At 59.9% G+C, this 20,907-nt stretch carries 24 protein-coding genes and 1 tRNA gene; 7 read left to right on the forward strand and 18 right to left on the reverse strand.

What is annotated here, in order from left to right:
- Both IU397_RS12105 and IU397_RS12110 read right to left on the reverse strand, forming a co-directional pair.
- Nucleotides 1-1,032, reverse strand: a complete 1,032-nt coding sequence (locus tag IU397_RS12105) for a branched-chain amino acid ABC transporter permease (protein WP_204413870.1) — start codon at nt 1,030-1,032, stop codon at nt 1-3.
- A gap of 122 nt (nt 1,033-1,154) precedes the next feature.
- On the reverse strand, nt 1,155-2,510 hold the full coding sequence (locus IU397_RS12110) for a substrate-binding protein (protein ID WP_204413871.1): 1,356 nt from the start codon (nt 2,508-2,510) through the stop codon (nt 1,155-1,157).
- Between the two features lie 217 nt (nt 2,511-2,727).
- On the opposite strand from IU397_RS12110, the gene IU397_RS12115 reads away from it, so the two are divergent.
- The 5 genes from IU397_RS12115 to IU397_RS12135 all read left to right on the forward strand — a co-directional run bounded on the left by IU397_RS12115 (nt 2,728) and on the right by IU397_RS12135 (nt 8,747).
- Nucleotides 2,728-4,050 carry a helix-turn-helix transcriptional regulator gene (locus tag IU397_RS12115; RefSeq protein WP_204413872.1) on the forward strand — a complete coding sequence of 441 codons (1,323 nt, stop codon included), beginning with the start codon at nt 2,728-2,730 and terminating at the stop codon, nt 4,048-4,050.
- An 86-nt stretch (nt 4,051-4,136) separates the two neighbouring features.
- Entirely contained in the window at nt 4,137-4,502 is a 366-nt protein-coding gene (locus IU397_RS12120) for a response regulator transcription factor (protein ID WP_204413873.1), read from the forward strand.
- A gap of 2 nt (nt 4,503-4,504) precedes the next feature.
- Nucleotides 4,505-4,855 carry a hypothetical protein gene (locus IU397_RS12125; protein WP_239479760.1) on the forward strand — a complete coding sequence of 117 codons (351 nt, stop codon included), beginning with the start codon at nt 4,505-4,507 and terminating at the stop codon, nt 4,853-4,855.
- Entirely contained in the window at nt 4,845-7,529 is a 2,685-nt protein-coding gene (locus IU397_RS12130; protein ID WP_204413874.1) for a sensor histidine kinase, read from the forward strand. Before IU397_RS12125 ends, IU397_RS12130 begins: the two co-directional genes overlap by 11 nt.
- Nucleotides 7,530-7,604: 75 nt before the next feature.
- Entirely contained in the window at nt 7,605-8,747 is a 1,143-nt protein-coding gene (locus IU397_RS12135; protein WP_204413880.1) for a flagellar motor switch protein FliM, read from the forward strand.
- 223 nt (nt 8,748-8,970) lie between these two features.
- Here the strand turns inward: IU397_RS12135 and IU397_RS12140 are convergent, their stop codons facing one another.
- From IU397_RS12140 to IU397_RS12180, 9 genes are all read right to left on the reverse strand, one after another.
- Nucleotides 8,971-9,393: a TIGR01244 family sulfur transferase gene (locus IU397_RS12140; RefSeq protein ID WP_204413884.1), complete on the reverse strand. Its 423-nt coding sequence runs from the start codon at nt 9,391-9,393 to the stop codon at nt 8,971-8,973.
- 59 nt (nt 9,394-9,452) lie between these two features.
- On the reverse strand, nt 9,453-9,971 hold the full coding sequence (locus tag IU397_RS12145) for a hypothetical protein (protein ID WP_204413885.1): 519 nt from the start codon (nt 9,969-9,971) through the stop codon (nt 9,453-9,455).
- A gap of 18 nt (nt 9,972-9,989) precedes the next feature.
- Nucleotides 9,990-10,751, reverse strand: a complete 762-nt coding sequence (locus IU397_RS12150; protein ID WP_204413886.1) for an ATP-dependent Clp protease proteolytic subunit — start codon at nt 10,749-10,751, stop codon at nt 9,990-9,992.
- Entirely contained in the window at nt 10,751-12,067 is a 1,317-nt protein-coding gene (locus IU397_RS12155) for a hypothetical protein (protein WP_239479761.1), read from the reverse strand. The genes IU397_RS12150 and IU397_RS12155 overlap by 1 nt, the downstream gene beginning before the upstream one ends.
- 224 nt (nt 12,068-12,291) lie before the next feature.
- Nucleotides 12,292-13,020 (reverse strand): hypothetical protein, encoded by a 729-nt coding sequence (locus tag IU397_RS12160; protein WP_204413889.1) that lies wholly within the window; start codon nt 13,018-13,020, stop codon nt 12,292-12,294.
- Between the two features lie 4 nt (nt 13,021-13,024).
- A complete protein-coding gene (locus IU397_RS12165; protein WP_204413891.1) occupies nt 13,025-13,330 on the reverse strand; it encodes a DUF190 domain-containing protein in 306 nt (101 codons plus the stop codon).
- 7 nt (nt 13,331-13,337) lie between these two features.
- Nucleotides 13,338-14,309, reverse strand: a complete 972-nt coding sequence (locus IU397_RS12170) for a sodium-dependent bicarbonate transport family permease (protein ID WP_204413893.1) — start codon at nt 14,307-14,309, stop codon at nt 13,338-13,340.
- 268 nt (nt 14,310-14,577) lie between these two features.
- Nucleotides 14,578-14,653 (reverse strand) — tRNA-Ala (locus tag IU397_RS12175).
- 54 nt (nt 14,654-14,707) lie between these two features.
- Nucleotides 14,708-15,049: a TIGR02300 family protein gene (locus IU397_RS12180; RefSeq protein ID WP_204414154.1), complete on the reverse strand. Its 342-nt coding sequence runs from the start codon at nt 15,047-15,049 to the stop codon at nt 14,708-14,710.
- 140 nt (nt 15,050-15,189) lie between these two features.
- Here IU397_RS12180 and IU397_RS12185 point away from each other — a divergent pair, with 140 nt between their 5' ends.
- Together IU397_RS12185 and IU397_RS12190 are read left to right on the forward strand one after the other, a co-directional pair.
- Nucleotides 15,190-15,882: a M48 family metallopeptidase gene (locus IU397_RS12185; RefSeq protein ID WP_204413895.1), complete on the forward strand. Its 693-nt coding sequence runs from the start codon at nt 15,190-15,192 to the stop codon at nt 15,880-15,882.
- A 40-nt stretch (nt 15,883-15,922) separates the two neighbouring features.
- Entirely contained in the window at nt 15,923-16,570 is a 648-nt protein-coding gene (locus tag IU397_RS12190) for a GntR family transcriptional regulator (protein ID WP_204413897.1), read from the forward strand.
- Between the two features lie 106 nt (nt 16,571-16,676).
- Here the strand turns inward: IU397_RS12190 and IU397_RS12195 are convergent, their stop codons facing one another.
- The 7 genes from IU397_RS12195 to IU397_RS12225 form a co-directional block, all read right to left on the reverse strand.
- Nucleotides 16,677-17,288, reverse strand: a complete 612-nt coding sequence (locus IU397_RS12195) for a hypothetical protein (protein WP_204413898.1) — start codon at nt 17,286-17,288, stop codon at nt 16,677-16,679.
- Nucleotides 17,288-18,682 (reverse strand): dihydrolipoyl dehydrogenase, encoded by a 1,395-nt coding sequence (gene lpdA, locus IU397_RS12200; RefSeq protein WP_204413899.1) that lies wholly within the window; start codon nt 18,680-18,682, stop codon nt 17,288-17,290. Before lpdA ends, IU397_RS12195 begins: the two co-directional genes overlap by 1 nt.
- Nucleotides 18,683-18,787: 105 nt before the next feature.
- On the reverse strand, nt 18,788-19,186 hold the full coding sequence (locus IU397_RS12205; protein ID WP_204413900.1) for a hypothetical protein: 399 nt from the start codon (nt 19,184-19,186) through the stop codon (nt 18,788-18,790).
- A gap of 2 nt (nt 19,187-19,188) precedes the next feature.
- Nucleotides 19,189-19,623: a hypothetical protein gene (locus tag IU397_RS12210; protein ID WP_204413901.1), complete on the reverse strand. Its 435-nt coding sequence runs from the start codon at nt 19,621-19,623 to the stop codon at nt 19,189-19,191.
- Entirely contained in the window at nt 19,623-20,021 is a 399-nt protein-coding gene (locus tag IU397_RS12215; protein WP_204413902.1) for an MAPEG family protein, read from the reverse strand. The genes IU397_RS12210 and IU397_RS12215 overlap by 1 nt, the downstream gene beginning before the upstream one ends.
- Complete coding sequence (locus IU397_RS12220) at nt 20,011-20,265, reverse strand: hypothetical protein (RefSeq protein WP_204413904.1); 255 nt, start codon at nt 20,263-20,265, stop codon at nt 20,011-20,013. Before IU397_RS12220 ends, IU397_RS12215 begins: the two co-directional genes overlap by 11 nt.
- Nucleotides 20,262-20,834, reverse strand: a complete 573-nt coding sequence (locus IU397_RS12225) for a hypothetical protein (RefSeq protein WP_204413906.1) — start codon at nt 20,832-20,834, stop codon at nt 20,262-20,264. Before IU397_RS12225 ends, IU397_RS12220 begins: the two co-directional genes overlap by 4 nt.
- Nucleotides 20,835-20,907 lie beyond the last annotated feature (73 nt).

Genomic DNA, 20,907 nt, shown 5'->3' on the forward strand with positions numbered 1-20,907 from the left:
TCAGTCCTCCATCACGCCTTTGCGGCCCAACAGGCCACGGGGACGGGTCAGCAGAATGATGATGGCCACCAGGTAGATGATCACCTGGTTGATGCCGGGGATCAGCTCGATCACCGCACTCATCGAGGCAAAGCTCTCAAGGATCCCCAGCAGGAACCCGGCCAGGACCGCGCCCCCCAGGGAGCCCATGCCCCCGACGACGACGACGATGAAGCTGAGCACTAGGAAATCCATCCCCATATGGTAATTTGGGGAGTTAATCGGGGCATACATGACCCCGGCCAACCCTGCCACAGCGGCGGCGAGGCCGAACATCATGGTGAACCGCTTATCGATATTGATGCCTAGCAGGCCCACGGTCTCGCGATCGGCCATGCCAGCGCGTACGACCATACCAAAGGTGGTGAATTGCAGGAAGGCAAAGACGACCGCGATGATGATGGCTGAAAAGGCAAAATAAACCAGCCGCCAATAGGGATAGATGATCGTGTTGGGATCAAACCCAATCATCGCGCCGAAATCAAACGATCCGATAAAGGCGGCGGGGGCCGGGGTTGGGATTGGATTGGCACCGTAAAAGTACTTGATGACCTCCTGAAGCACGATAGCGAGGCCGAAGGTCACCAGGATCTGGTCGGCATGGGGGCGCTTGTAAAAGTGCTGGATCAGCCCGCGTTCCATGATCACGCCAATCACGATCATGATGGGGATCGCGATGATGATCGAAATGGGGACGGCCCAATCAAGGATGCCTGCACCGATCGTTGGCCCGAACCATTCCTCAACGTATGGTGTGGAAATCTTGGCGGGATTACCCAGAAAGTCGGTTTTCGTGGGATCCTCGACCACCATGGAGATTGAGAGGATGCGCGATACCGTCACCGCGACAAAAGCGCCGATCATAAAAAGCGCTCCATGGGCAAAGTTCACGACCCCGAGCGTGCCAAAGATAAGGGTCAGCCCCAGGGCGATCAGCGCATAGGCCGACCCTTTGTCCAACCCGTTCAGGATTTGCAGGATGAAAGCGTCCATTGTCCTCCCTTTCCGCGGTAACGGGCTGAGCGCCCGGCCACGTTAAATGGGCCAGCGCAGTCACGCCTGGTTCCGTTGTGTATTGGTGGGGCGGCCCGATCTCCGGACCGCCCAAGGTGCGCTTAGGCGCCGGGGTTGCAGGTGCCCAACTGGCCGCCCGCAAATTGCGGATGGTCGGCGGCATAGGTGACCTTCTCAGCGGGGGTCACTTCCACAATCTCGAGCAGGTCGAACTCGGAATCCGGGTTCTCTTTGCCCTTCACGACCAGCACGTCCTTGAAGCACTGGTGATCTTCGGCGCGGTAGAGGGTCGGACCATTGCCCATGCCGTCAAATTCGAACCCTTCCAGGGCTTCGACAACGGCGCAGGGGTTGAACGATCCGGCACGTTCCACGGCGTCGGCATAGAGCATCGCCTGAACATAGCAGGTATGGGCGGCCTGGGACGGCGGGAAGCCGTACTTGGTGCCGAAGGATTTGACAAAGGCTTTGGAGCCCTCATCCTGCAGCGACCAATGCCAGTTGGTGGAGCCGAAGATACCTTTGACATTGGCACCGGCACCCTTGGCCATCAGACGCGAGTAAAGCGGCACGATGATCTCGAAGTTCTTGTTATTGATCGATTTGTCGCGCAGGCCGAACTGAACGGCGTTGGTCAGCGAGTTGACCATGTTGCCGCCATAGTGGTTCAGCACCAGAACGTCGGCACCCGAGTTCAGCACCGGCGCGATGTAGGATGAAAAATCGGTCGACGCGAGCGGGGTTTTGACCGCATTCACCGTTTCCCAACCCATGGCTTCGGTGGAACTGCGCACGGCTTCTTCGGTCGTGTAGCCCCAGTTATAGTCGGCTGTCAGGTGGTAGGCTTTGCGATCTGTACCGTAATTGGCCGCCAGCACCGGTGCCAGGGCAGCGCCTGACATATAGCTGTTAAAGAAGTGGCGGAACCCGTTGGCCCGCTTGTCCTTGCCGGTCGTGTCATTCGAGTGGGTCAGACCGGCCATGAAGATGATGCCAGCCTCCTGGCATAGCGCCTGCACAGCCACGGCCACACCGGAGGACGATCCGCCAGTGACCATCACGGCGCCGTCTTTTTCGATCATTGACTTGGCCGATGCGCGGGCTGCGTCGGATTTCGTCTGCGTGTCACCCGTGACGTATTCGACCTTCTTGCCGAGGATGCCGTTGCCCTGCAGTTTCTTGGACGAGAACGTCGACATCATGCCGCCGTCACCGCCGCCATTGAGGTGTTCAACGGCCAGTTCATAGGCGCGCAGTTCGTCGGCACCTTCATCCGCGTAGGGGCCAGTTTGCGGGACGTTGAACCCCAGTGTGACCGTGTCGCCCTGGGGTGCGTTCGTGAAGCCCGAATGACCATCTGCCCAAACTGATCCGTCAAAGATCGTGGGCATTGCCAGCGCAGCGCCGGCTCCCGCCGTCACGGCGAGTACACCGCGGCGTGTGATTTTTTTCGACATGAATATCCTCCCAATTGTGTAAAATGGCGAGCATTGTTTGCCCTGCCGCACAAAGCCCTCGCGGGCCGGTTTATAAGGGCGCATTGAGGGCAAACATGTAAACAAGCGCTTGCCCAAGCTGCATTTTTTTGTAAATTTTTTAGCAGGGCCGCTGTGGATCTTGTAAAGTATTTCTCGCTGCGCCGCAAAAAACGATGTGTAATCAGCAGGCTATACGATGGCACGACCTACCCTGACAGGAAGCCGAATACGGCAACGGCGGACGGCATTAGGAAAAAAGCAAGCCGATTTGGCTAAATCCGTGGGAATATCCCCCTCCTACTTAAATCTTATTGAACACAATCGCCGACCGATAGGGGGAGGCTTATTGAATTCCATTGCGCGGGAATTGCGGGTGGAAACCAGCGTATTGGCCGAGGGGGCGGCGGCCTCCCTATTGGAGACGTTACGCGAAGCCGCCGATGGTCATGCCCCCGCTACCGAGGAAGCCGCCCGGATGGAGGAATTCGTCGGCCGCTTTCCCGGATGGGCGGCGTTGCTCGCCGATATGGCCCGACGGTCCCGGTCATTGGAACATACGGTCGAGACGCTGCTTGACCGAATGACCCATGACCCGTTTCTGTCGGAATCCCTGCATGACGTTCTGTCGACGGTAACGGCCATTCGATCGACCGCCGCGATCCTTGTCGAAACGCCGGATCTGGATACGGAATGGTTGGGGCGGTTCCACCGAAACCTCAACGATGATGGGGAACGTCTGGCCAAAAGCGCGGAGGCGCTAGTACGGTATCTGGATGAGGGCAGCAGCGCCGATGTTACCGGGGCCACACCGCAGGACGAATTCGATGCGTTTTTGCAGGCCAACGATTTTCACTTTTCTGACCTGGAGCGGGCATTGCCGCCGGATCCGTCCGCCATGGTGCGCAGCTTTCAACACCTCAGCAGCGCGGCCAGTCAAACCCTCGCCGAGGCGCATCTGAAACGTTACCTCTTGGATGTCGATCACATGCCATTGCAGAGCTTTGCGGAGGCGGCAAAGCAGACCGGCTATGACCCCGCCGCATTGGCCGGTCAGTTCGGGATCGACCTTCCTGCGGTCTTTCGGCGTTTGGCCACGGTGCCCAAGGCGCTTTTGGGGGGCGAGATCGGGTTGGTGATTTGCGACGGCTCCGGCACGCTGACCTTTCGCAAGCCCATTACCGGGTTTTCCCTGCCGCGGTTTGGGGCCGCCTGTCCGCTATGGCCGCTTTACCAGGCGCTGACCCGCCCCATGGCTCCGGTGCGCCTGATAGTTGAAATGGCGGAACGGGCCCCGCGCCGCTTTTTGACCTATGCCATCTGCCAGCCATCGCAGCCGGGCGGTTTTGACGGGCCGCAGGTCCTCAAGGCGGCCATGTTGATCTTGCCTGCCGATATTCTGCCTGATCCCAAAGTGTTGGAGCGGGAACCTGACACCATGATCGGCACGTCGTGCCGCATCTGCCCGCGGGCGGAATGCGCAGCCCGACGAGAGCCATCAATTTTGGCGGATGCATTTTGACTCGGCGCAAGATCTGGGCGATAGTTTCACGACACGGTGGGATAAAGCACAAAAATTGCGATGCCGCCGCGTGAAGGGGAGGACGAATGGGCAAGCGTGTGCTGCTGGTGGAAGACGAGCCCAACATCATCGAAGCGATCCGGTTCATCCTGCAACGGGATGGATGGCATGTGTCATCCCATTCGGACGGTGCGACGGCATTTGACATTCTGTCGGCGACGCCGCCGGATGTTGTGATCCTCGATGCGATGCTGCCGGGGCGCAGTGGCTTTGATATCCTTCGGGAAGTCCGCGACACTGATGAGACGCGCAATGTGCCGGTGTTGATGCTGACCGCCAAGGGGCAAGTCAAGGATCGGGAACTGGCAGAGCATTACGGTGCCAGCGCATTTATGACAAAGCCGTTTGCCAATGCCGATATCTTGGCCACCGTGCGGGCACTTGCGGGGTAGCTATGGCACCTCGGCCCGCTGAGCCGGGACCGTCCGCCGCAGGGGAGGATGCTGGTGGACGGTCCACAGAGGATCAACTTCCCACCCATGTCTCGCGCGGGATCTATCGCCGCCGTCGCCTGATGGATGCCGCCCGGTTGATGCCGGCCTTTGGCACGGTACTGTTTCTATTGCCGGTCCTTTGGATGCTGGGCGACAAACCGATCAGCAGCGCACGGGGCATGGTTTATCTGTTCCTGGCCTGGCTTGTGCTGATCGTCTTGGCCGGTATCCTGGCGCGGCGTTTGTCCGATCCGATCCGCGGGCGTGATCCGCAACCCGATACCGAGGCTGGCACTGACAATGTCGTTTGACCTGCTGATCGTCAGTTGTCTGGCCTATGTCGTGCTATTGTTCATGGTCGCGTTCGCGGCAGAACGGCGGGCGAAACAGGGTCGTCAGGAATGGGTGAGGTCATCACTGGTCTATACGCTGTCGCTGTCGGTCTATTGCACGGCATGGACGTTTTACGGCGCTGTCGGCAACGCGGCCCGGTCGGGGCTGGAATATCTGACGATTTATCTGGGTCCGACCCTGGTTCTGTTGGCATGGTGGCTGATCCTGCGCAAACTGGTGCGGATCGGACGGACCCAGCGCATCACGTCAATTGCCGATCTGATCGCCGCGCGCTTTGGCAAATCCAATGGGCTTGGGGTGATCGTGACGCTGATCGCGGTGGCGGGCACCACGCCCTACATTGCGCTGCAGTTACAGTCGGTGACGCTGTCCTTTGCTGTGTTCACCCAGCCATCGGGCAGCGGCTTCGCCCCAACCGATCCGTCCGGCACTGCGTTCTGGGTGGCTGTCGGTCTGGCGCTCTTCACTATCCTGTTTGGCACCCGCAACCTGGATGCCAATGAGCGTCACCACGGTGTCGTTATGGCCATCGCCGTGGAGGCTGTGGTCAAGTTGCTTGCCCTGATTGCCGTAGGTGTGTTTGTGGTCTGGGGTGTGGCGGATGGCCCGGCCGACATCATGGCGCGGATCGAGGCATCGCCGATCGCCACCTGGGAGTTGTCGGGCGCGCGCTGGGTCGGGCTGACCTTTCTGAGCGCCGCCGCGATCCTGTGCTTGCCGCGCATGTTTCAGGTGCTGGTGGTGGAAAACGCTGATGAGGCGCATCTGGCCACCGCCTCATGGGCCTTTCCGCTTTACCTGCTGCTCATGAGTCTGTTCGTGGTTCCCATCGCCGTCATCGGGTTGGATCTGTTGCCTCAGGGCGCAAATCCCGATCTGTTCGTACTCAGCATACCGCTGTCTGAGGGGCAGGGCGGTTTGGCCATGCTCGCCTTTCTGGGGGGCTTTTCATCGGCCACATCGATGGTCATTGTCGCTGCCATCGCGCTGTCGACCATGGTGTCGAACCATATTGTCATGCCGATATACCTGTCGTTCCAGAAGGGGGGCGCAACGATTGCCGGGGATGTGCGCAAGGTCGTCCTGATCTCCCGCCGCACAACGATCATCGCGGTCCTGCTGCTGGGCTATCTGTATTATCGCCTGTCCAGCGGGGCAGAGGCGTTGGCCGCCATTGGCTTGATCAGTTTTGCCGGTGTGGCCCAGGTGCTGCCTATCCTGCTGGGCGGGCTGTTCTGGCGGGGAGCCACCCGGACGGGCGCGGCCTTTGGCCTGATCACCGGTTTCACCGTCTGGGCCTATGCGTTGTTCCTGCCCAGCTTTGGGGAGAGTGGCGTGATCTCGGCTGCGATCCTGACGGAGGGGCCATGGGGTTTGTCTTGGCTGCGGCCCCAGGCGCTGTTTGGTATCGACGGGATGGACCCGCTTGTTCACGCGTTGTTTTGGTCCATTGCCCTGAACACGCTGGCCTTTTGCGCCATCTCGATCATCACGTTTCCGACGCCGCTGGAACGGCTGCAGGCCGCGCGCCTTGTGGATGTTTTCGCGTATACGGCCGGAACCCGCGGCTGGGCCAGGGGAACGGTGGAAACCGAAGATTTGATGATCATGACGCAACGCATCCTGGGCCCGTCAGAGGCGCAGGCGCTGTTTCAGGCAGAGGCCGAACGCCAGGGAACCGCAGGGTATTTGCCCGATGCCAGCCCTGAATTTTTGGAACGTTTGGAACGTCGTCTGTCGGGGTCGGTGGGGTCTGCCACGGCCCATGCCATGGTCGGTCAGATCGCTGGCAATACCGAGGCGCTGGTCGAGGATTTGATCCGCGTGGCAGGCGAAGCTCAGCAGATCCTCGAATATTCCCAACGTTTGGAGCAGAAATCCACCGAACTGAGTCGCACGGCGGGGGAGTTGCAAAGGGCCAATGAAAAGCTGACAGCATTGTCGGTGCAAAAGGACGCTTTTCTCAGCCAGATCAGCCATGAACTGCGCACGCCCATGGCCTCCATCCGGTCCTTTTCTGAGATCTTGCGCGACGAAAGCCTGACCGATGGTGAACGCACCCAATTCGTGACTGTCATCCATGATGAAACCTTGCGTCTGACGCGGCTATTGGATGATCTGCTTAACCTCAGCGTCTTGGAAAATGCCCAGGTGACGCTGAATATAGGGCAGGGCACGATTGCTGAAATGATCGACCGAGCCGTGATGGCCAGCGGTGTGAAAGTTGCCACGCCTGTCTTGCGGTTGGACCGTCGCAAACGCGATGAACAGATCGTCGTTGAAACCGACACGGATCGCCTAACCCAGGTTTTCATCAATCTGATCGGCAATGCCCAAAAATATTGCGACGCGGCCGAGCCTGTTTTGCGCATCCGCGTCAGCATGTTGCACCACGACATCCTGTTGGATTTCATGGATAACGGTTCTGGCATTCCATCTGACAGCCAAGCCCTTATTTTTGAAAAGTTTTCCAGGCTGACCGATAGCGCGTCCTCGGGTGGTGCCGGTCTGGGACTGGCCATCTGCCGGGAGATCATGGGCCGCCTGGGCGGCGCCATCGATTATATGCCCGGCCAGTCGGGGGCGGCATTCCGGGTCCGGTTGCCGATGCGTGCTGTTCAAGCCGCCTGATCGGCGGGCGGTTAACCTTTTTCCAACTCGACTATGCCAAAACGGGGATGTCCCGACGGAGTAGAAGATGCCGCCATGAGCGAGACCTCGGCGCAAAATGTGCTGCAACGGAAGGCCGCCGCCGCGCGTCTGGTCGATGAGGCCAAACTGACGCCGGAAAAAGCCCTCTCCGGTGCCCTGGCCCGTGCCTCTGAAAAGGCGCTGACCCTGCCGCTTGCGGTTTCAACCTGCAAGTTGCGGGATGCGTCTTTGGCCGAACTGCTCGACAGTTTGCCGGAAAAGGGACTGATCGCCGTTCTGGAAGGTCCTTCCGAAACCCTGGGATTGCTGACCCTTGATCCCAGCTTTCTGGCCGCCTTGATCGAACAGCAGACCATTGGCAGCGTCTCTCCCCACGCGCCTGATCCGCGTCGGGCAACCCGCACCGATGCCGCGTTGACGGCGGATTGGATCGACAGGGTCTTGCGCCTCTTTGAGGATCCTTTGCGGGTCACACCGGATTCGACCTGGACCTACGGCTACAGTTTTTCCAACATGATGACCGATATCCGGCCCCTGGGGCTGATGCTGGAAGAGGATGTTTATCGCATCTTTTCGATCACGGCGGCTCTGGGTGACGTTGGGCGCGAAAGTACGGCGACGCTGGCGCTTTTGGCCCATGGCAAAGGCCCCACTCCCACCGGACAACCCCAGGCCGCGCAGAGTGATGGGACGGCCGAAAAGCAGGAATGGCAACGCAACCTGACCCGCGCGGTCGAAGAAGGGTCCGTGACCCTTGATGCCGTCTTGCACCGGGTTGCCATGCCCATATCCGATGCATCTGACCTGAATATCGGGGATCTGATACCGGTGCCAATCAGCGCGCTTGGGGGGGTCCAACTTGTGTCTGGCGATGGTGCCATCCTTGGCGCGGCGCGGTTGGGTCAATCGATGTCACAGCGGGCTTTGCGATTGATCGACCCCGATGAAGAGCCGGCCTTCCCGGCCCTGCAACATACCATGGTGGATGATGATCTGCCCTCGGGTCCGCTCAACCTTCAGACCACACCGCCGAATGTCCAAATGCCTGACCTTCCCGATTTACCCGACTTGCCCGACCTTGCAGCGCCGGAACCCCGCCCTGATTTCGGTGATCCAGTCGCCGACCTGGACGATTTGCCAGATCTGCCCGAGGGAGCGTCATCCATGGCGCTGGAAGACCTGCCCGACCTCACCTGAGCCATCCGTCGCGCTTTTTCCGAAGCTGGGGACCTTGTTCGAAGACTGCCCAAAGCCGGTTGCCGTGCTAAAAACATCGTCGGCGCATTGTGGAGGATGGCTCTCAATGCTCCAAGATCGGCTTCAGGCACTTCCCACAACCGATGCGCAAGGCTGGCCCATCAACCAGTGCTCGGGTACGCGCGACGTACCCAACCTTTGAAAACGCAATGAAGAACCGGGCCTACCCCTGGTAACGAGCATCCAGATGCGGGCGCAGATGGTCCAACTGGTAACCGCCACGGGTTGCCGCGGCCAGCAGGTCCTCTGCGCTGGTATCGGTGGCGTAGCCCAGCATCCAGACAACAGTGGACCGCGTGCCAGAGGCGCAGTAGGCCAGAACCGGGCCATTTTCTTCAACGGTCTGCCGTTGCAGGGCGATGATCTCCTCCGTCATCGCACTATGGATCACCGGGTTCTCCACAAAGATCAGGCCATGCTGCTCGGTAGCCGCCCTGATGGCGGTTGCCTGGCAATCCAATGGGATCTCGTGATCAGGGCGGTTGCACAGCACCGTCTTGTATCCGGCGGCGGAAATGGCCGGCAGGTCGGTCACGGCGATCTGGGGCGAGACGGCATAGGCGGGGGTGAGCGGGCGAATATCCATGCTATGTGATCCGCATTGCGACGGCTGGCGTCAAGTCATTGCGGACCCAACCCCAAAGGTCAGGATTCGCAAACGGCCAGAGGAACGATGGCCTGGGCCGTCTCGTCGAAAGATCCGGTACCATTGGGCGTTCCCGCCGTCGACACCCGGACGGCGCTGCCCGCAATCTCTGTACCTGCGACCCGGATCTGCCCCAGCGCACTTTGCGGTGCTGTGTCGTCCAGATCGGTGGTGAGTGTCACACTCTGGCCCACGGCCAATCCAGCGAGAGACAGTTGCAGGATCTGATCCCCGTCGCCCACCACTGTCATCCCGATCAACGCGTCCGCGCCCTGCTGGATCTCCACGGGTTGAAACACCTCGACGCCCGCACCGCTGGCGGTGATGTCAAAGATCAAGCCGCCCGCGCTAGAGGTCAGGTCCAGGGTCACAATCGCCGGACCAAGGGGGCAACCCGTATTCTCCAGAACGAACCGATCCTTGGGCGCACCTTCCACGAAGCGAACTGCCAGATCGGCCTGGGCCACGCCCGCACATGCGGTGGCCGCGATCAAAGCCGCTGCGAAATAGGTCTTCATGGTCATACCTCCCAAAGGTCAGGGTGTGCCGGTCATCTCCGTGGCCACTTTGTAGTCCAACAGCTCTTTCGCGACAAAGAGGTATATTTCCGATGGGGGTGTGCTGAGCGCGTGCTGCATCAGGCGCAGGTCAATCTCCATCTCGTCCAGGTAGGCGACGACCCTGGCTTGGCTTTGCTGAATGTCTTCGACGGCAAGAAACGCAGGCAAGATAGTATTTTCGCCGTAATAATGTTGGTGCACACCGACCCAGGCACCGTGGGCCACGCGCCGCTCTGTACCCGCCATCAACATGTAGGGGCAGGCGGAGAGGCAGACGGCCTGGGCGGTCATCTGGGTGGTCACCTCAGTCGTGCGGATGGCGCGGCCAATGGCCAGTGCGTCATCGACCGATCCCCCGGGGGAATGGAACTGTAGCGTTTCGGGCTGGGGATCCTGCTCTGCCAGCCAATCGGTAAAGCGGTCAGCATCGCCCGGTTGGATCGTGCCGGTGACAAGAACCACGCCATCCCCCTGATCTTCAAAGAAAAGCCGGGCTGGCATGTCGATATCGGTGGGCATGGGCGTGCCGCCGGGTAGGTCGGGGCGGCGCGGCATGGTGCGCGGATCAAACCGGCGCGTCTGGTCGCCGGGCCGAATGGGCATGTCGGGGGAGGGCGCGAAACTGGGCAGCCTGATGGAGGGTGCGATCTTTGCAAAATCCTGCCCCAACAGGATGGCCGCGACTCCAAGCTGGACGAAAAGCAGACTGCGCAGGGCGAACCGGGCGCTGAGCACCATCAACTCTTTGCCTTTGTTGGCAGGGGGGTGGGCGCCTCAACCGGGTGTGGTGCGGGAATTTCTTCTTCCTTTGGTGCCACGCGCTCGGACTGGCGGTCCATGGCCTCCTCGACCTCGCGCAGGCCCTGCATGGCGGCACGTAATTCGGCCAGGGTCAGCCCGTCTTCGATCCCGACCGGTTCGCGGCCCGCGCGGATGGCCCCCTGAATGACCATCAGGATGAAGACCAAAACGGCGGGCAGCAGATCGATGGCGATGGCCCCAGCCCAGGACGGCACGAAGTTTTCGGCATAAAGAATGACCGCATCGGCAGTTGAGATAGGGGTGTAGGTCGTTTCTGACGGAGGTGCCATGGCGAGGACCGCGCTGGCGGCTTTCTCAAGCGTTTCAGCACGTTGCGCCAACACCCCGAGGACCGAAGAGATGGCAGCCTGTTGTCCATCGCGCACCTCGGCAGTGCGCCCGTCAAGCTCTGGCAGGACCACGGAGGCCGACAGATCCTGGGCGGCGCGCTCGACCAAAGGGGCGACAGAAAGCTGACGCAGCTGGGTGATAATCCCGGCCAATCTGACGGCCTCTTCGGAGAATTCGACGGAGCGCGTTTCAACGGAGCCCGTCTCGACCGTGAGCGCCCGCATCCGGCTCAGAATCTGGTTACCTTGAACAAAGGCGGCATCGACCAAGGGTGTCTGGCTGGCGATCTGACTTTCAAGCCCTTGTAACTCCTCAGACTTCTGGCGCAGCACGCGGAAAACAGCCCCACGCCCGGCAATGCCGGACAGGTTGCCTGTTGCCTCCTGCTCACTCAAATCGTTGAAACTCTGGCGGACGCGGGCCACGTCGCGTTCCAGGCTTTGGGCCGAAATGGCGATGGTGTGGGCGCGTTCGAGGGAGCCCTGATAATCCTGCACCGTCTTGGCCAAGTGCTGTTCAACGGCGGCGGCCCCGGCCAAGGCGGCAGCGTTGAGCCAGCTGGACATGGCGATAATTGCCAATGATCCCAACGCCATGGACAAAAGTAATCCGATCCGCGCAGCCGCCGTGCGCACGGCGGGCAACAGACGCAAGAGATACGACCAGAAGACAAAGATCCCCACGGATACAGCCAGGGAATACGCGAAGGCCGCAAAAAAACTGAGCGCACCATTGTCATCCAGTAGGGACGAGACGCCAAGATAGGTGTAAATCCCTGATGCCGTTGCCAAAACCCCAAGCGCCGTGCCGGTGAAACTGTCGAGGATGCTTATATGCCCCTCAAGTTCCTTGGCATGGCGCAGCCCCTGGGCATCCGCGCGGCTTAGCTTTGGCTCGGTCATGGTATCCCTCTCCTTCGCCCCAAACCGAGCATAGGGGAGTTGCGCGAAAGGGCAAAGACAAGCTCTTGTGCAGGGTTTTCGCAGATTCTGTGCAGAACGGGGTCAAGCCCTTGGGTTTGCACGGGAAACCTCATGCAGAAACCATGCATATTCCATACAGAAACCATGCATACGATTATGCACGTTGGGCCAAGGCTTTCTCAACGTTCCGGGGATCGCATGGATTACGGTGCGGCGAGGGTCAGGGCCGCCTTGCGCAATGCTGCGGCCTCGTGTTCCTCCACCGCGCGGGGTGACCAAGTCACGGTGTCCAAATCGATATCACCCAAATGCTGCGCTACAGCCAAGGCGGCAGCATAGGCCCCCTTGACGCTGGAATGGTGCTGATCGGCGGCGTACAGCCCCTGTTGTCCCTCTGCCCAGGCATGGGCCCAGACGGCGCCAGCGCGGATCACGGTGCCATCCGTGGCCTGGGCAAGCCGGTCATAGGTCTGTTCGATCTGGGTCACCGCGCCGGATTTGGGAAAACTGGGATGATAGGGGGTGTCTGGCGGCCAATGGGCGAAATAGGCCACCTTGGCCTTTACGGCGCGGGCTGCCTGCGCCAACGGCGTCGCGGAGAGCACCATTTGATCCCGGCCATCGGCGCTGAACGACATCATGCTGGCATCCTGAAGCACGACCGTGTCCCATCCGCCAGCTGCGATCTGGCGCTGGGCAATGCCTTCGGCAAGGTGATCGGTCAGCATGTAGTTGGCCTGCGCCACCATCTGGACCTCATATCGGACGGGTGGTGTGGCAGAGGCGGCGATCCGGCGGACCTGTTCAGGTACGTTACCGCCAAATGTGTAGGAATTGCCGATAAAAAGGATGCGTTTGTCAGCGGCTTGGACAGGCCAGAAAAACCATATGGCCAAGCCCGTGATCAGAAAGAGGTTGAGAGCGCGGATCATCGGTTCAGAACCGTTCAGGTCGCAGGACTTCGACCGTGGACACGCTGACAACGCCGATATGTTCGTCAAGCAGGGTGCGCAGCTTGTCGAGGACCTTTTCGGCGGTGCCCTGGTCATTGATCGAGATGATCACCACCATGTCGCGGCTGCCCGAAATATCGGTGTCGCGTTGCCAGCGATTGCCGTTGCCGAACCCGGCCATGGCGGGTAAAACAGTGTAGCCCATGGCGCCTTCGGCCTCGAATATGCGGCAGGCCCGTTTATAGGCCATACGTTCGATAATCAGCTCGATCCGATGTTTGGTATTCATGGCGTCCTCATGTGACCAAGCTGGCGAGGAAAGTGTAGATCGGAATGCCGAGGGTCACGTTGAAGGGGAAGGTGATGCCCAGCGATAGGGTAAGGTAAACTGAAGGCCGCGCCTTTGGCAGCGCCAAGCGCATCGCGGCGGGCACAGCGATATAGGAGGCCGAGGCAGCCAGCGTGATAAATAGCGCCGCATCCCCCGTGCCGACATTCAGGATCGCGCAGGTCAACGTGGCCAATAGGGCAGAGATCAGCGGCATGTAGAGACCAAACGCGATGGTCCCGGCATCGAGTTGCCGCCAGCCCTGGCGCAGGCCGCGCCCCGCGGACAGGCCCATATCGAGCAGGAACAGGCAAAGCACCCCTTGGAACGGGCTGACGAAGAAGGGCGCGATCTTGGCATTGCCGTCCTCTCCCACGATCCAGCCGATGATAAGCGCGCCGACAAGGACCACGACGGAGGCATTGAGCAGCACCTCCCGGACCAATTCACCCCGTTCGGCCCCGGCCACGGCCTGCGCGCCGTTCTGGCGTTGGACCAGCAAAAGTGCGGTGATGATCGCCGGTGTCTCCATCAATGCGGCGAGGGCGACCAGGTGGCCGGAGCTTTCAAATCCGCTGAGGCGGACCGCTTCGGTCGCGGCAACGAAGGTGACAATGGAGATCGATCCGTAATGGGCTGCTGCTGCGGCGGCATCGGTCGTGTCGAGCTTTGTGCTGGCGCGCAGCAGGTAAAACGCAATGGCCGGGATCACGAAGGATAAGGCGATACCTGCGATAAAGATCGCGATGATATCGAAGGTCAGGGCGTTTTTCGACATCTCGACCCCGCCTTTCAGGCCGATTGCCATCATGAGGTAAATGGCAAGGCCCTTGGCAAAGGCTTCCGGCACCGTCATTTGAGAGCGCAGCAAAGCCGCGACCATGCCCAGCAGAAAGAACAAGATGATGGGGGAGAGGAGGGTCGAAAGTGCGGCGTCCATATGAGTTTATGGTCCCTTCAGGTCAGCCCCAATTATGCGGGAGGCTAAAGCCTTTGCCGCAGTAGTAAAAGGGGAGGTCGCCGCGAAACCGTTGTTGTGCCGCGAAAATCAGCCGAGGCATCCGGGGCCGCTTGAAAATACTACTTTGAAGACGCGAACATGAATAGGCGCCCCGGGTGATCAGCCCATCGAATGATAGGGTCAGTCTTCGCCGCTGACCGGGTTTTTACCCCATGGCCTGAGGCATGACAAATATGTTCAAAGGATTTGGTGGAGCCTAGGGGAGTCGAACCCCTGACCTCTTGCATGCCATGCAAGCGCTCTCCCAACTGAGCTAAGGCCCCATAAGCGCGCTGCATACGCAACGCGGCTGCTGCGATCAAGCGAAAAACGTTTGATCAGCTGTCATCGTCATCGGCTGGCACATCGGCGATTTCGTCCAGGGAGACATTGTCGTCGTCATCCTCGTCCAAGACGTCATCGGCCAGATCGACATCCGACGTATCGTCGTCATCCTCCAGCACTTCGCCATCGGAATCGGGGAGCAACACGTCTTCTTCTTCGGTGGCGGCAGGCTTCTCGGCCTTGACCTCCTTGATCTGCACCCGGCTTTTGGTGCCGGTATCCAGAGTGACAACTTCACCCGTGTAAGGGCTGACAATCGGGTCCCGTCCCAGATCGTAAAACCGCTTACCAGTGGTTGGGCAAAGGCGCTTTACACCCCATTCTTCCTTTGGCATCCAGAGCCTCGTCATTTGATGAGTGGTTGACAGACAGGCCAGTTGCCACAGAGCCACCACGCTGTCAAATGCAAAGGCAGATCGGGGCTGTGCGAACGTCCGGTCACCGATATGATGGGCAAAACAGGTACGGACCATCGATGACAACCCTCACATTCCCGGGCGATCCACCGGTTGATATCCAACTGCGCCGATCCGTGCGGGCGCGCAGGTTAAGTCTGCGCGTGTCCCGGCTGAAGGGATCGGTGACGCTTACCATGCCCAAAATGGCGGCCGAGGCCGAAGCCGTTGCCTTTGCCACCGAAAAGCTGGACTGGATCAGGGGCCATCTGGCAGACCTTGTCCCAGAGACGGTGGTGGAAATCGGGGCGCACCTGCCTGTCGAAGGCACACCACGCCTTATCACGCGGGGGGAAGGGCCTAGGCTGCACCTGACATCCGACGCCATCATGGTGCCCGCGCGTATTCGCGCGGTGCCCGCCCGGGTGGGTGGATATCTCAGGGAACTGGCGCGGGACCGGCTGGCTGCCGCCTCCGACCGCCACGCCGCAGCGGTTCAGCGTAGCTATACCCGGCTGGTCCTGCGCGATACGCGGTCGCGGTGGGGGTCGTGTTCATCGGATGGGCGCTTGATGTATTCGTGGCGGCTGATCCTGGCGCCCCCCGATGTGCTTGACTATGTCGCGGCCCATGAGGTCGCGCATCTGGTCGAGATGAACCATTCCGCTCGCTTTTGGGCCGTGGTCGACCGATTGTGTCCTGACTACAAGGCGCCCCGGGCTTGGCTGCGCGCAAACGGGGAAGACCTGCATCGGTACCGCTTCGCCGGTTGATCCGGTTGACGGCCAGCCCCCTGCCCGACAGGGTGCCGCAATGGTTTTGCAACGCCCGACCGAGCCCACGACGGCCGCCCATGATCGGCTCTATCGTAGCCTGCGGACCCAGATCATGCATGGGGAGATCCTGCCTGGCGTTGCCTTGACTTTGCGCGGGGTAGGCAAGGCCCATGGGGTCAGCATGACACCCGTGCGGGAAGCTGTGCGGCGACTTGTGGCGGAAGGGGCCCTGACCCTCTCTTCTTCGGGCCGTGTGTCGACACCCGAACTGTCCAACGAACGGATCGAAGAACTGGCAGCCCTGCGCGCTTTGCTTGAGCCGGAGTTGTCCTCTCGTGCCCTGCCGCGTGCGCATCTGGCGCTGATCGACCGGCTGGAGGCCATCAATGCCCAGATCACCAAGGTGATCGCTGATGAGGATGCAGTGGCCTATATTCGAACCAATCTTGAGTTTCACCGCACACTTTACCTTAGGGCACAGGCCCCCGCGATGCTCGCCATGGCAGAGACGGTCTGGCTGCAACTGGGCCCGACGATGCGGTCGCTTTACGGGCGGTTGGGGCGGACGGATGCCCCCCACAATCATCGCCTGATGATCGCAGCGCTCAAGGCCGGAGATGAACCGGGCCTGCGCCTCGCCGTGCGGACTGATGTCACGCAAGGGCTGCGCCTGTTGGTCGGCTAGATACGGGGATCGCGCGCGCCTCGGGCCCGGACCTTCTCAACGGGCGCTTCCCTCCACCCTTGGGGGAGGGATCGAGGGAGGGGAACCTGTGAGAACGTGGTGCTCTTCAGAAAATCTGAACCCGAACTCCCCGTTGCTCCAGCTGTTTCACGACATTAAGCGCGCTCCCTTCGTCCAGGTCGTGGCCAAAGACCGTAAGCTCCTTCAGATTGGGCAATTGCTCCAAAACCTCGATATTCTGCCACGTCGCGGTCAATCCCAATCCAAGGGTCTTTAGCTTGGGAACATGCCTAAGGGCCGTCAGGTCAGGGTTTTCCCACCAAAGCATCGAGATGATTTCAAAGGTTTCAAGGTTGGGCAGTAGCCGCAGATCATCCAGGCTCCGAATGTCGAATTCTTCCGTTTCGCCGCCCCAGAACGGATAGACATAGGGATAAATCGTGTTGCCGCCGTCAAAGACCAGCGTATCGACCTTGGCAAGCTGATCTGTGGTCAGGGGATAGTGCGTCAGGTAGCGTTGAGCCTTGGCCGATGGTTCATATCCGCGCTCCTCATAGTCGTATTCGGTGCCTTCGATAAATTTCAAAAACGCAGGATAGTCGCCAAAATCCAGTACCTTGTCATCCAGCAGGGATGACAAGACGGCCAGTTTGAAATTCGGATCGGTAAAGGGGGTGGGGGAGGTTTGAACCTCCGCCACGGGGATCAGATCACCCATCAGCTATGGATGGGACCGTCGCCGCAGGCCAGCGCGGCTTCGCGGACGGCCTCGGAATAAGTCGGGTGGGCGTGGCAGGTCCGGGCCAGATCTTCGGCGCTGGCCCCGAATTCCATTGCAACGCAGATCTCGTGGATCAGATCGCCCGCCATGGGGCCGATGATATGCGCCCCCAGGATCCGGTCAGTGCTTTGATCTGCAAGTATTTTCACAAAACCATCGGCTGCAAAATTGGCCTTTGCCCGACCATTGCCCATGAAGGAGAACTTGCCGACCTTGTAGCCGTGCCCGGCCTCCTTGAGGGTTTCTTCGGTATGACCGACGCTGGCGACCTCTGGGTGGGTGTAGATCACGCCAGGGATAACGTCATAGTTCACGTGGGGGTGCTGCCCGGCGATGCCTTCTGCCACGGCCATGCCCTCATCTTCGGCCTTATGGGCCAGCATCGGGCCAGCGATCGCATCGCCAATGGCGTATATCCCCTTGATATTGGTGGTGTAATGCCCATCCACTTCGATCTGGCCGCGCTGCGACACGGCCACGCCCAGCGCGTCCAGACCCAGCCCCTCGGTATAGGGTTTACGCCCCGTGGAAACCAGAACCACATCCGCATCCAGCACCTGTTCGGAGCTGTCCTTGCGCAGGGTGTAATGCACCTTGGCCTTGGTTTTCAGGGTTTCGACCTTGCTGACGCCGGCGCTGAGAACAAATTCAAGCCCCTGTTTTGTCAGCAACTTCTGGAACTGCCGCGCGACTTCCGCATCCTGGCCCGGGGTGATGGCATCCATGTACTCCACCACCGTGACCTTGGTGCCGAGGCGGGCATAGACCGAGCCTAACTCCAGCCCGATCACACCGCCACCGACGACGACCATGGTCTTGGGCACCTTGGGCAGTTCCAGCGCACCGGTCGAGGTCACGACGATCTTTTCATCAATCGTCACCTCGGCCCCGGGAATGCTGGCGCTGTCAGAGCCCGTGGCGATGATGATATGCTTGGCCTCATGCACCTCGTCACCGACCTTGACCTTACCCGCCTCGGGGATGGATCCCCACCCTTTCAGCCAGTCTATCTTGTTCTTTTTGAAAAGAAATTCGACACCCTTGGTGTTGGCGCCAATGGTCTCGTTCTTATAGGCGAGCATCTGTTTCCAGTCGACCTTGGGTGCGGTAACTTTCAGGCCCATCTTGCCAAAGTTATGCTCTGCCTCATGCAATTGATGCGACGCATGGAGCAGCGCCTTGGACGGAATACACCCTACATTCAGGCAGGTGCCGCCCAGGGTCTCCCGTCCCTCGACACAGGCGGTTTTCAACCCCAGCTGGGCGCAGCGGATGGCGCAGACATAGCCGCCCGGGCCGCTGCCAATGATGATGACGTCATAGCTGGCCATGGGGGCCTCCTTCGTAGGACATTTGGAATACAGAACCGATGCACAAAGCATACATATGCCATACATACGCGCCGTACGGTTCCCAGGGATTTCGGCAACGGCAGATCATGACCGGGCCTTGGGGCAGGAGGTGACGGCCCGGAATGTCTGATGCAATTCCGTCCAGACATCTGCCTTTGGGTTCTCGTCAAGATAAGCGTAAGAGCTGAACCAGACATCTGTATAGGGCGGCTTGAACGCTGCACCCTCCTCATATTCCGGTCGGTAGACGCCGGACACCAAGGTGAGCTCATAGCCGTCATATTCATAGCCGGGCGTTTTGCGGATCACCTGCTTCACGCGCCAGCAGGTTCCCTTCAGACCCGGGGCCGGTTTGTTGGTCCGTTGACCGGACGCGTCGTAATGAGAAATCGGTGTGATCAATTGACCGGCCTTCCAGTCGGGGCCTGCCACTGCGGCGCTGGCAAGACATGTCAGGATCATCGCAAATCGGAGGCTGTTCATGCCTATTCCTCTGGAAGGGGGCGACCGCTGCAATCGGCGACCCGTTGATAAAATCGGCCCATATCGCAAGTCGTGCTGACAGTGCGATAGCCGGTTGGATCCGGTGCTTCGCAAGGGGCCCAAAGGCCCTCGCTGGCGGCGTGGCTGGTGCCGGTTCCGATGGGTGCGTGGCGGGGCCTGTCCATGCTCTTTGGCGGTGGCGGCATGCCGGGCATTACGCTGCCCAGATAACCTGCGACCAACCGGAGTTGCAGATTGGTGTCCGAAACCGCCTCGACCCGAAAACAGGCGCGTTGATCAGGCGGGGTCGCATTGGGCAACGCGTCACCGGTCATCATATCAAAGAGCGGTCCCTGCACCACATGATCCCCGACCGCAAAGGGAGGCTCCGCAAGGGCCGGACCCGTCATCAGCAAAAGGGTGGCGAGCCGGATCATCAGAACAGCGCCGCGATTAACATGGCCAGGGTCGCCGCGAAGCCCACGCCCCAGATAAGCGACCGCCACGGCATGAGGCCACTGGCATAGGCTGGCACGTAAAGGATGCGGGCCACCAGGTAGGCATGGGCGCAGAGCGCGGTGAAACCGGAGGATTTGTCCCCGAGGGTCACAACGACGACGGCGATGGTGAAAAAGATCAGCCCCTCGAAATGGTTCTCCATCGCGCGTTTCAGGCGTTTGGTGGTCTGGCTCAGGCCATCGGTGAGATTGGGGTCATCGCGCGGTCCGAGCGTCTTGCCAACGCCAAGCTCCAGATTGGCAGGCACGGCATAAAGCAGGAATTGAACCACCTGCAAAAGGGCGGCAAGGGTCAGAACGGTGAGTTCAGGGGTCATCTTGTAAATCCGAATGGTCGATCATGGCGGTAAGAGTGTCGATCTTGCGGTGCAGGACAGCGTTCATGATCAGACTGAGGACGAGGGACGAAGCGACATAGATCGGCAGCACCGCCCAAAGCCAAGACGGCCAGCCCTGCCAGGCCATCCAGCCCCAAATGAGGGTTGTGGCTATAGCTGCGCCCACGACCCAGGTCTGGACGACTTTCTGGGTCGTGGGCGCGGAGGGGAGGTCGATGGTCATTCAGACGAAACCAGAAGGTTGCGATACCAAGTCGTCATTTTAAGAGCACGTGCATTAGCACTATTTGCTTTTTGTAGTCTTGCGATAACCAGCTTGGGTGCGTCCAACACTGGCTCGAAGTAACACCAAGAGATAGCGTCGAAACCTGCAGGCTTATCCAGTTTTTCATGGCCACCAGGGCGCCAACCGTAGACGCTTTGCGCATGATATCTCAAGAAAGCTGCAAGCGGTGCGTTCTTGTCAGATAGTGATTTGAGGTCTTCTGGCATGACGCACAGATTGGCGAGATGGCAATACGCGTCCCGATCTTTTGGCACGGACCAAACATGTGCAAGTGTCCAACCCGTGGGGTGCGCTGTCCTGGTTTCGTTGTGAGACCAAAGCAATGCCCATTTTGTGACAGTATTATCGTCATATATGATATCCTGCGCTTTGTCATACGAACCGCGTTTTTTTGTGTCTCGTACGACAGGAAACACCGAGCCTTCAAATTGTGTTACAACTTCCGGATGAGGGAGGCGCACCCATTTCGATGCCAAGGACACCAGATGTGGCGCTTCAACGCTCAAATCGGGCGGTCCGGAATAGAGCTCAGAAGGATGTGAGCACTGTGATGTCATTTACGGATCAGCTCCCTACTAA

Source organism: Actibacterium sp. 188UL27-1 (assembly GCF_016901225.1).
GTDB lineage: Bacteria > Pseudomonadota > Alphaproteobacteria > Rhodobacterales > Rhodobacteraceae > 188UL27-1.

Coding starts and splice junctions, on each gene's coding strand:
- IU397_RS12105 (WP_204413870.1), bottom strand. CDS start 1,032: ATGGACGCTTTCATCCTGCAAATCCTGAACGGGTTGGACAAAGGGTCG.
- IU397_RS12110 (WP_204413871.1), bottom strand. CDS start 2,510: ATGTCGAAAAAAATCACACGCCGCGGTGTACTCGCCGTGACGGCGGGA.
- IU397_RS12115 (WP_204413872.1), top strand. CDS start 2,728: ATGGCACGACCTACCCTGACAGGAAGCCGAATACGGCAACGGCGGACG.
- IU397_RS12120 (WP_204413873.1), top strand. CDS start 4,137: ATGGGCAAGCGTGTGCTGCTGGTGGAAGACGAGCCCAACATCATCGAA.
- IU397_RS12125 (WP_239479760.1), top strand. CDS start 4,505: ATGGCACCTCGGCCCGCTGAGCCGGGACCGTCCGCCGCAGGGGAGGAT.
- IU397_RS12130 (WP_204413874.1), top strand. CDS start 4,845: ATGTCGTTTGACCTGCTGATCGTCAGTTGTCTGGCCTATGTCGTGCTA.
- IU397_RS12135 (WP_204413880.1), top strand. CDS start 7,605: ATGAGCGAGACCTCGGCGCAAAATGTGCTGCAACGGAAGGCCGCCGCC.
- IU397_RS12140 (WP_204413884.1), bottom strand. CDS start 9,393: ATGGATATTCGCCCGCTCACCCCCGCCTATGCCGTCTCGCCCCAGATC.
- IU397_RS12145 (WP_204413885.1), bottom strand. CDS start 9,971: ATGAAGACCTATTTCGCAGCGGCTTTGATCGCGGCCACCGCATGTGCG.
- IU397_RS12150 (WP_204413886.1), bottom strand. CDS start 10,751: ATGGTGCTCAGCGCCCGGTTCGCCCTGCGCAGTCTGCTTTTCGTCCAG.
- IU397_RS12155 (WP_239479761.1), bottom strand. CDS start 12,067: ATGACCGAGCCAAAGCTAAGCCGCGCGGATGCCCAGGGGCTGCGCCAT.
- IU397_RS12160 (WP_204413889.1), bottom strand. CDS start 13,020: ATGATCCGCGCTCTCAACCTCTTTCTGATCACGGGCTTGGCCATATGG.
- IU397_RS12165 (WP_204413891.1), bottom strand. CDS start 13,330: ATGAATACCAAACATCGGATCGAGCTGATTATCGAACGTATGGCCTAT.
- IU397_RS12170 (WP_204413893.1), bottom strand. CDS start 14,309: ATGGACGCCGCACTTTCGACCCTCCTCTCCCCCATCATCTTGTTCTTT.
- IU397_RS12180 (WP_204414154.1), bottom strand. CDS start 15,049: ATGCCAAAGGAAGAATGGGGTGTAAAGCGCCTTTGCCCAACCACTGGT.
- IU397_RS12185 (WP_204413895.1), top strand. CDS start 15,190: ATGACAACCCTCACATTCCCGGGCGATCCACCGGTTGATATCCAACTG.
- IU397_RS12190 (WP_204413897.1), top strand. CDS start 15,923: ATGGTTTTGCAACGCCCGACCGAGCCCACGACGGCCGCCCATGATCGG.
- IU397_RS12195 (WP_204413898.1), bottom strand. CDS start 17,288: ATGGGTGATCTGATCCCCGTGGCGGAGGTTCAAACCTCCCCCACCCCC.
- lpdA (WP_204413899.1), bottom strand. CDS start 18,682: ATGGCCAGCTATGACGTCATCATCATTGGCAGCGGCCCGGGCGGCTAT.
- IU397_RS12205 (WP_204413900.1), bottom strand. CDS start 19,186: ATGAACAGCCTCCGATTTGCGATGATCCTGACATGTCTTGCCAGCGCC.
- IU397_RS12210 (WP_204413901.1), bottom strand. CDS start 19,623: ATGATCCGGCTCGCCACCCTTTTGCTGATGACGGGTCCGGCCCTTGCG.
- IU397_RS12215 (WP_204413902.1), bottom strand. CDS start 20,021: ATGACCCCTGAACTCACCGTTCTGACCCTTGCCGCCCTTTTGCAGGTG.
- IU397_RS12220 (WP_204413904.1), bottom strand. CDS start 20,265: ATGACCATCGACCTCCCCTCCGCGCCCACGACCCAGAAAGTCGTCCAG.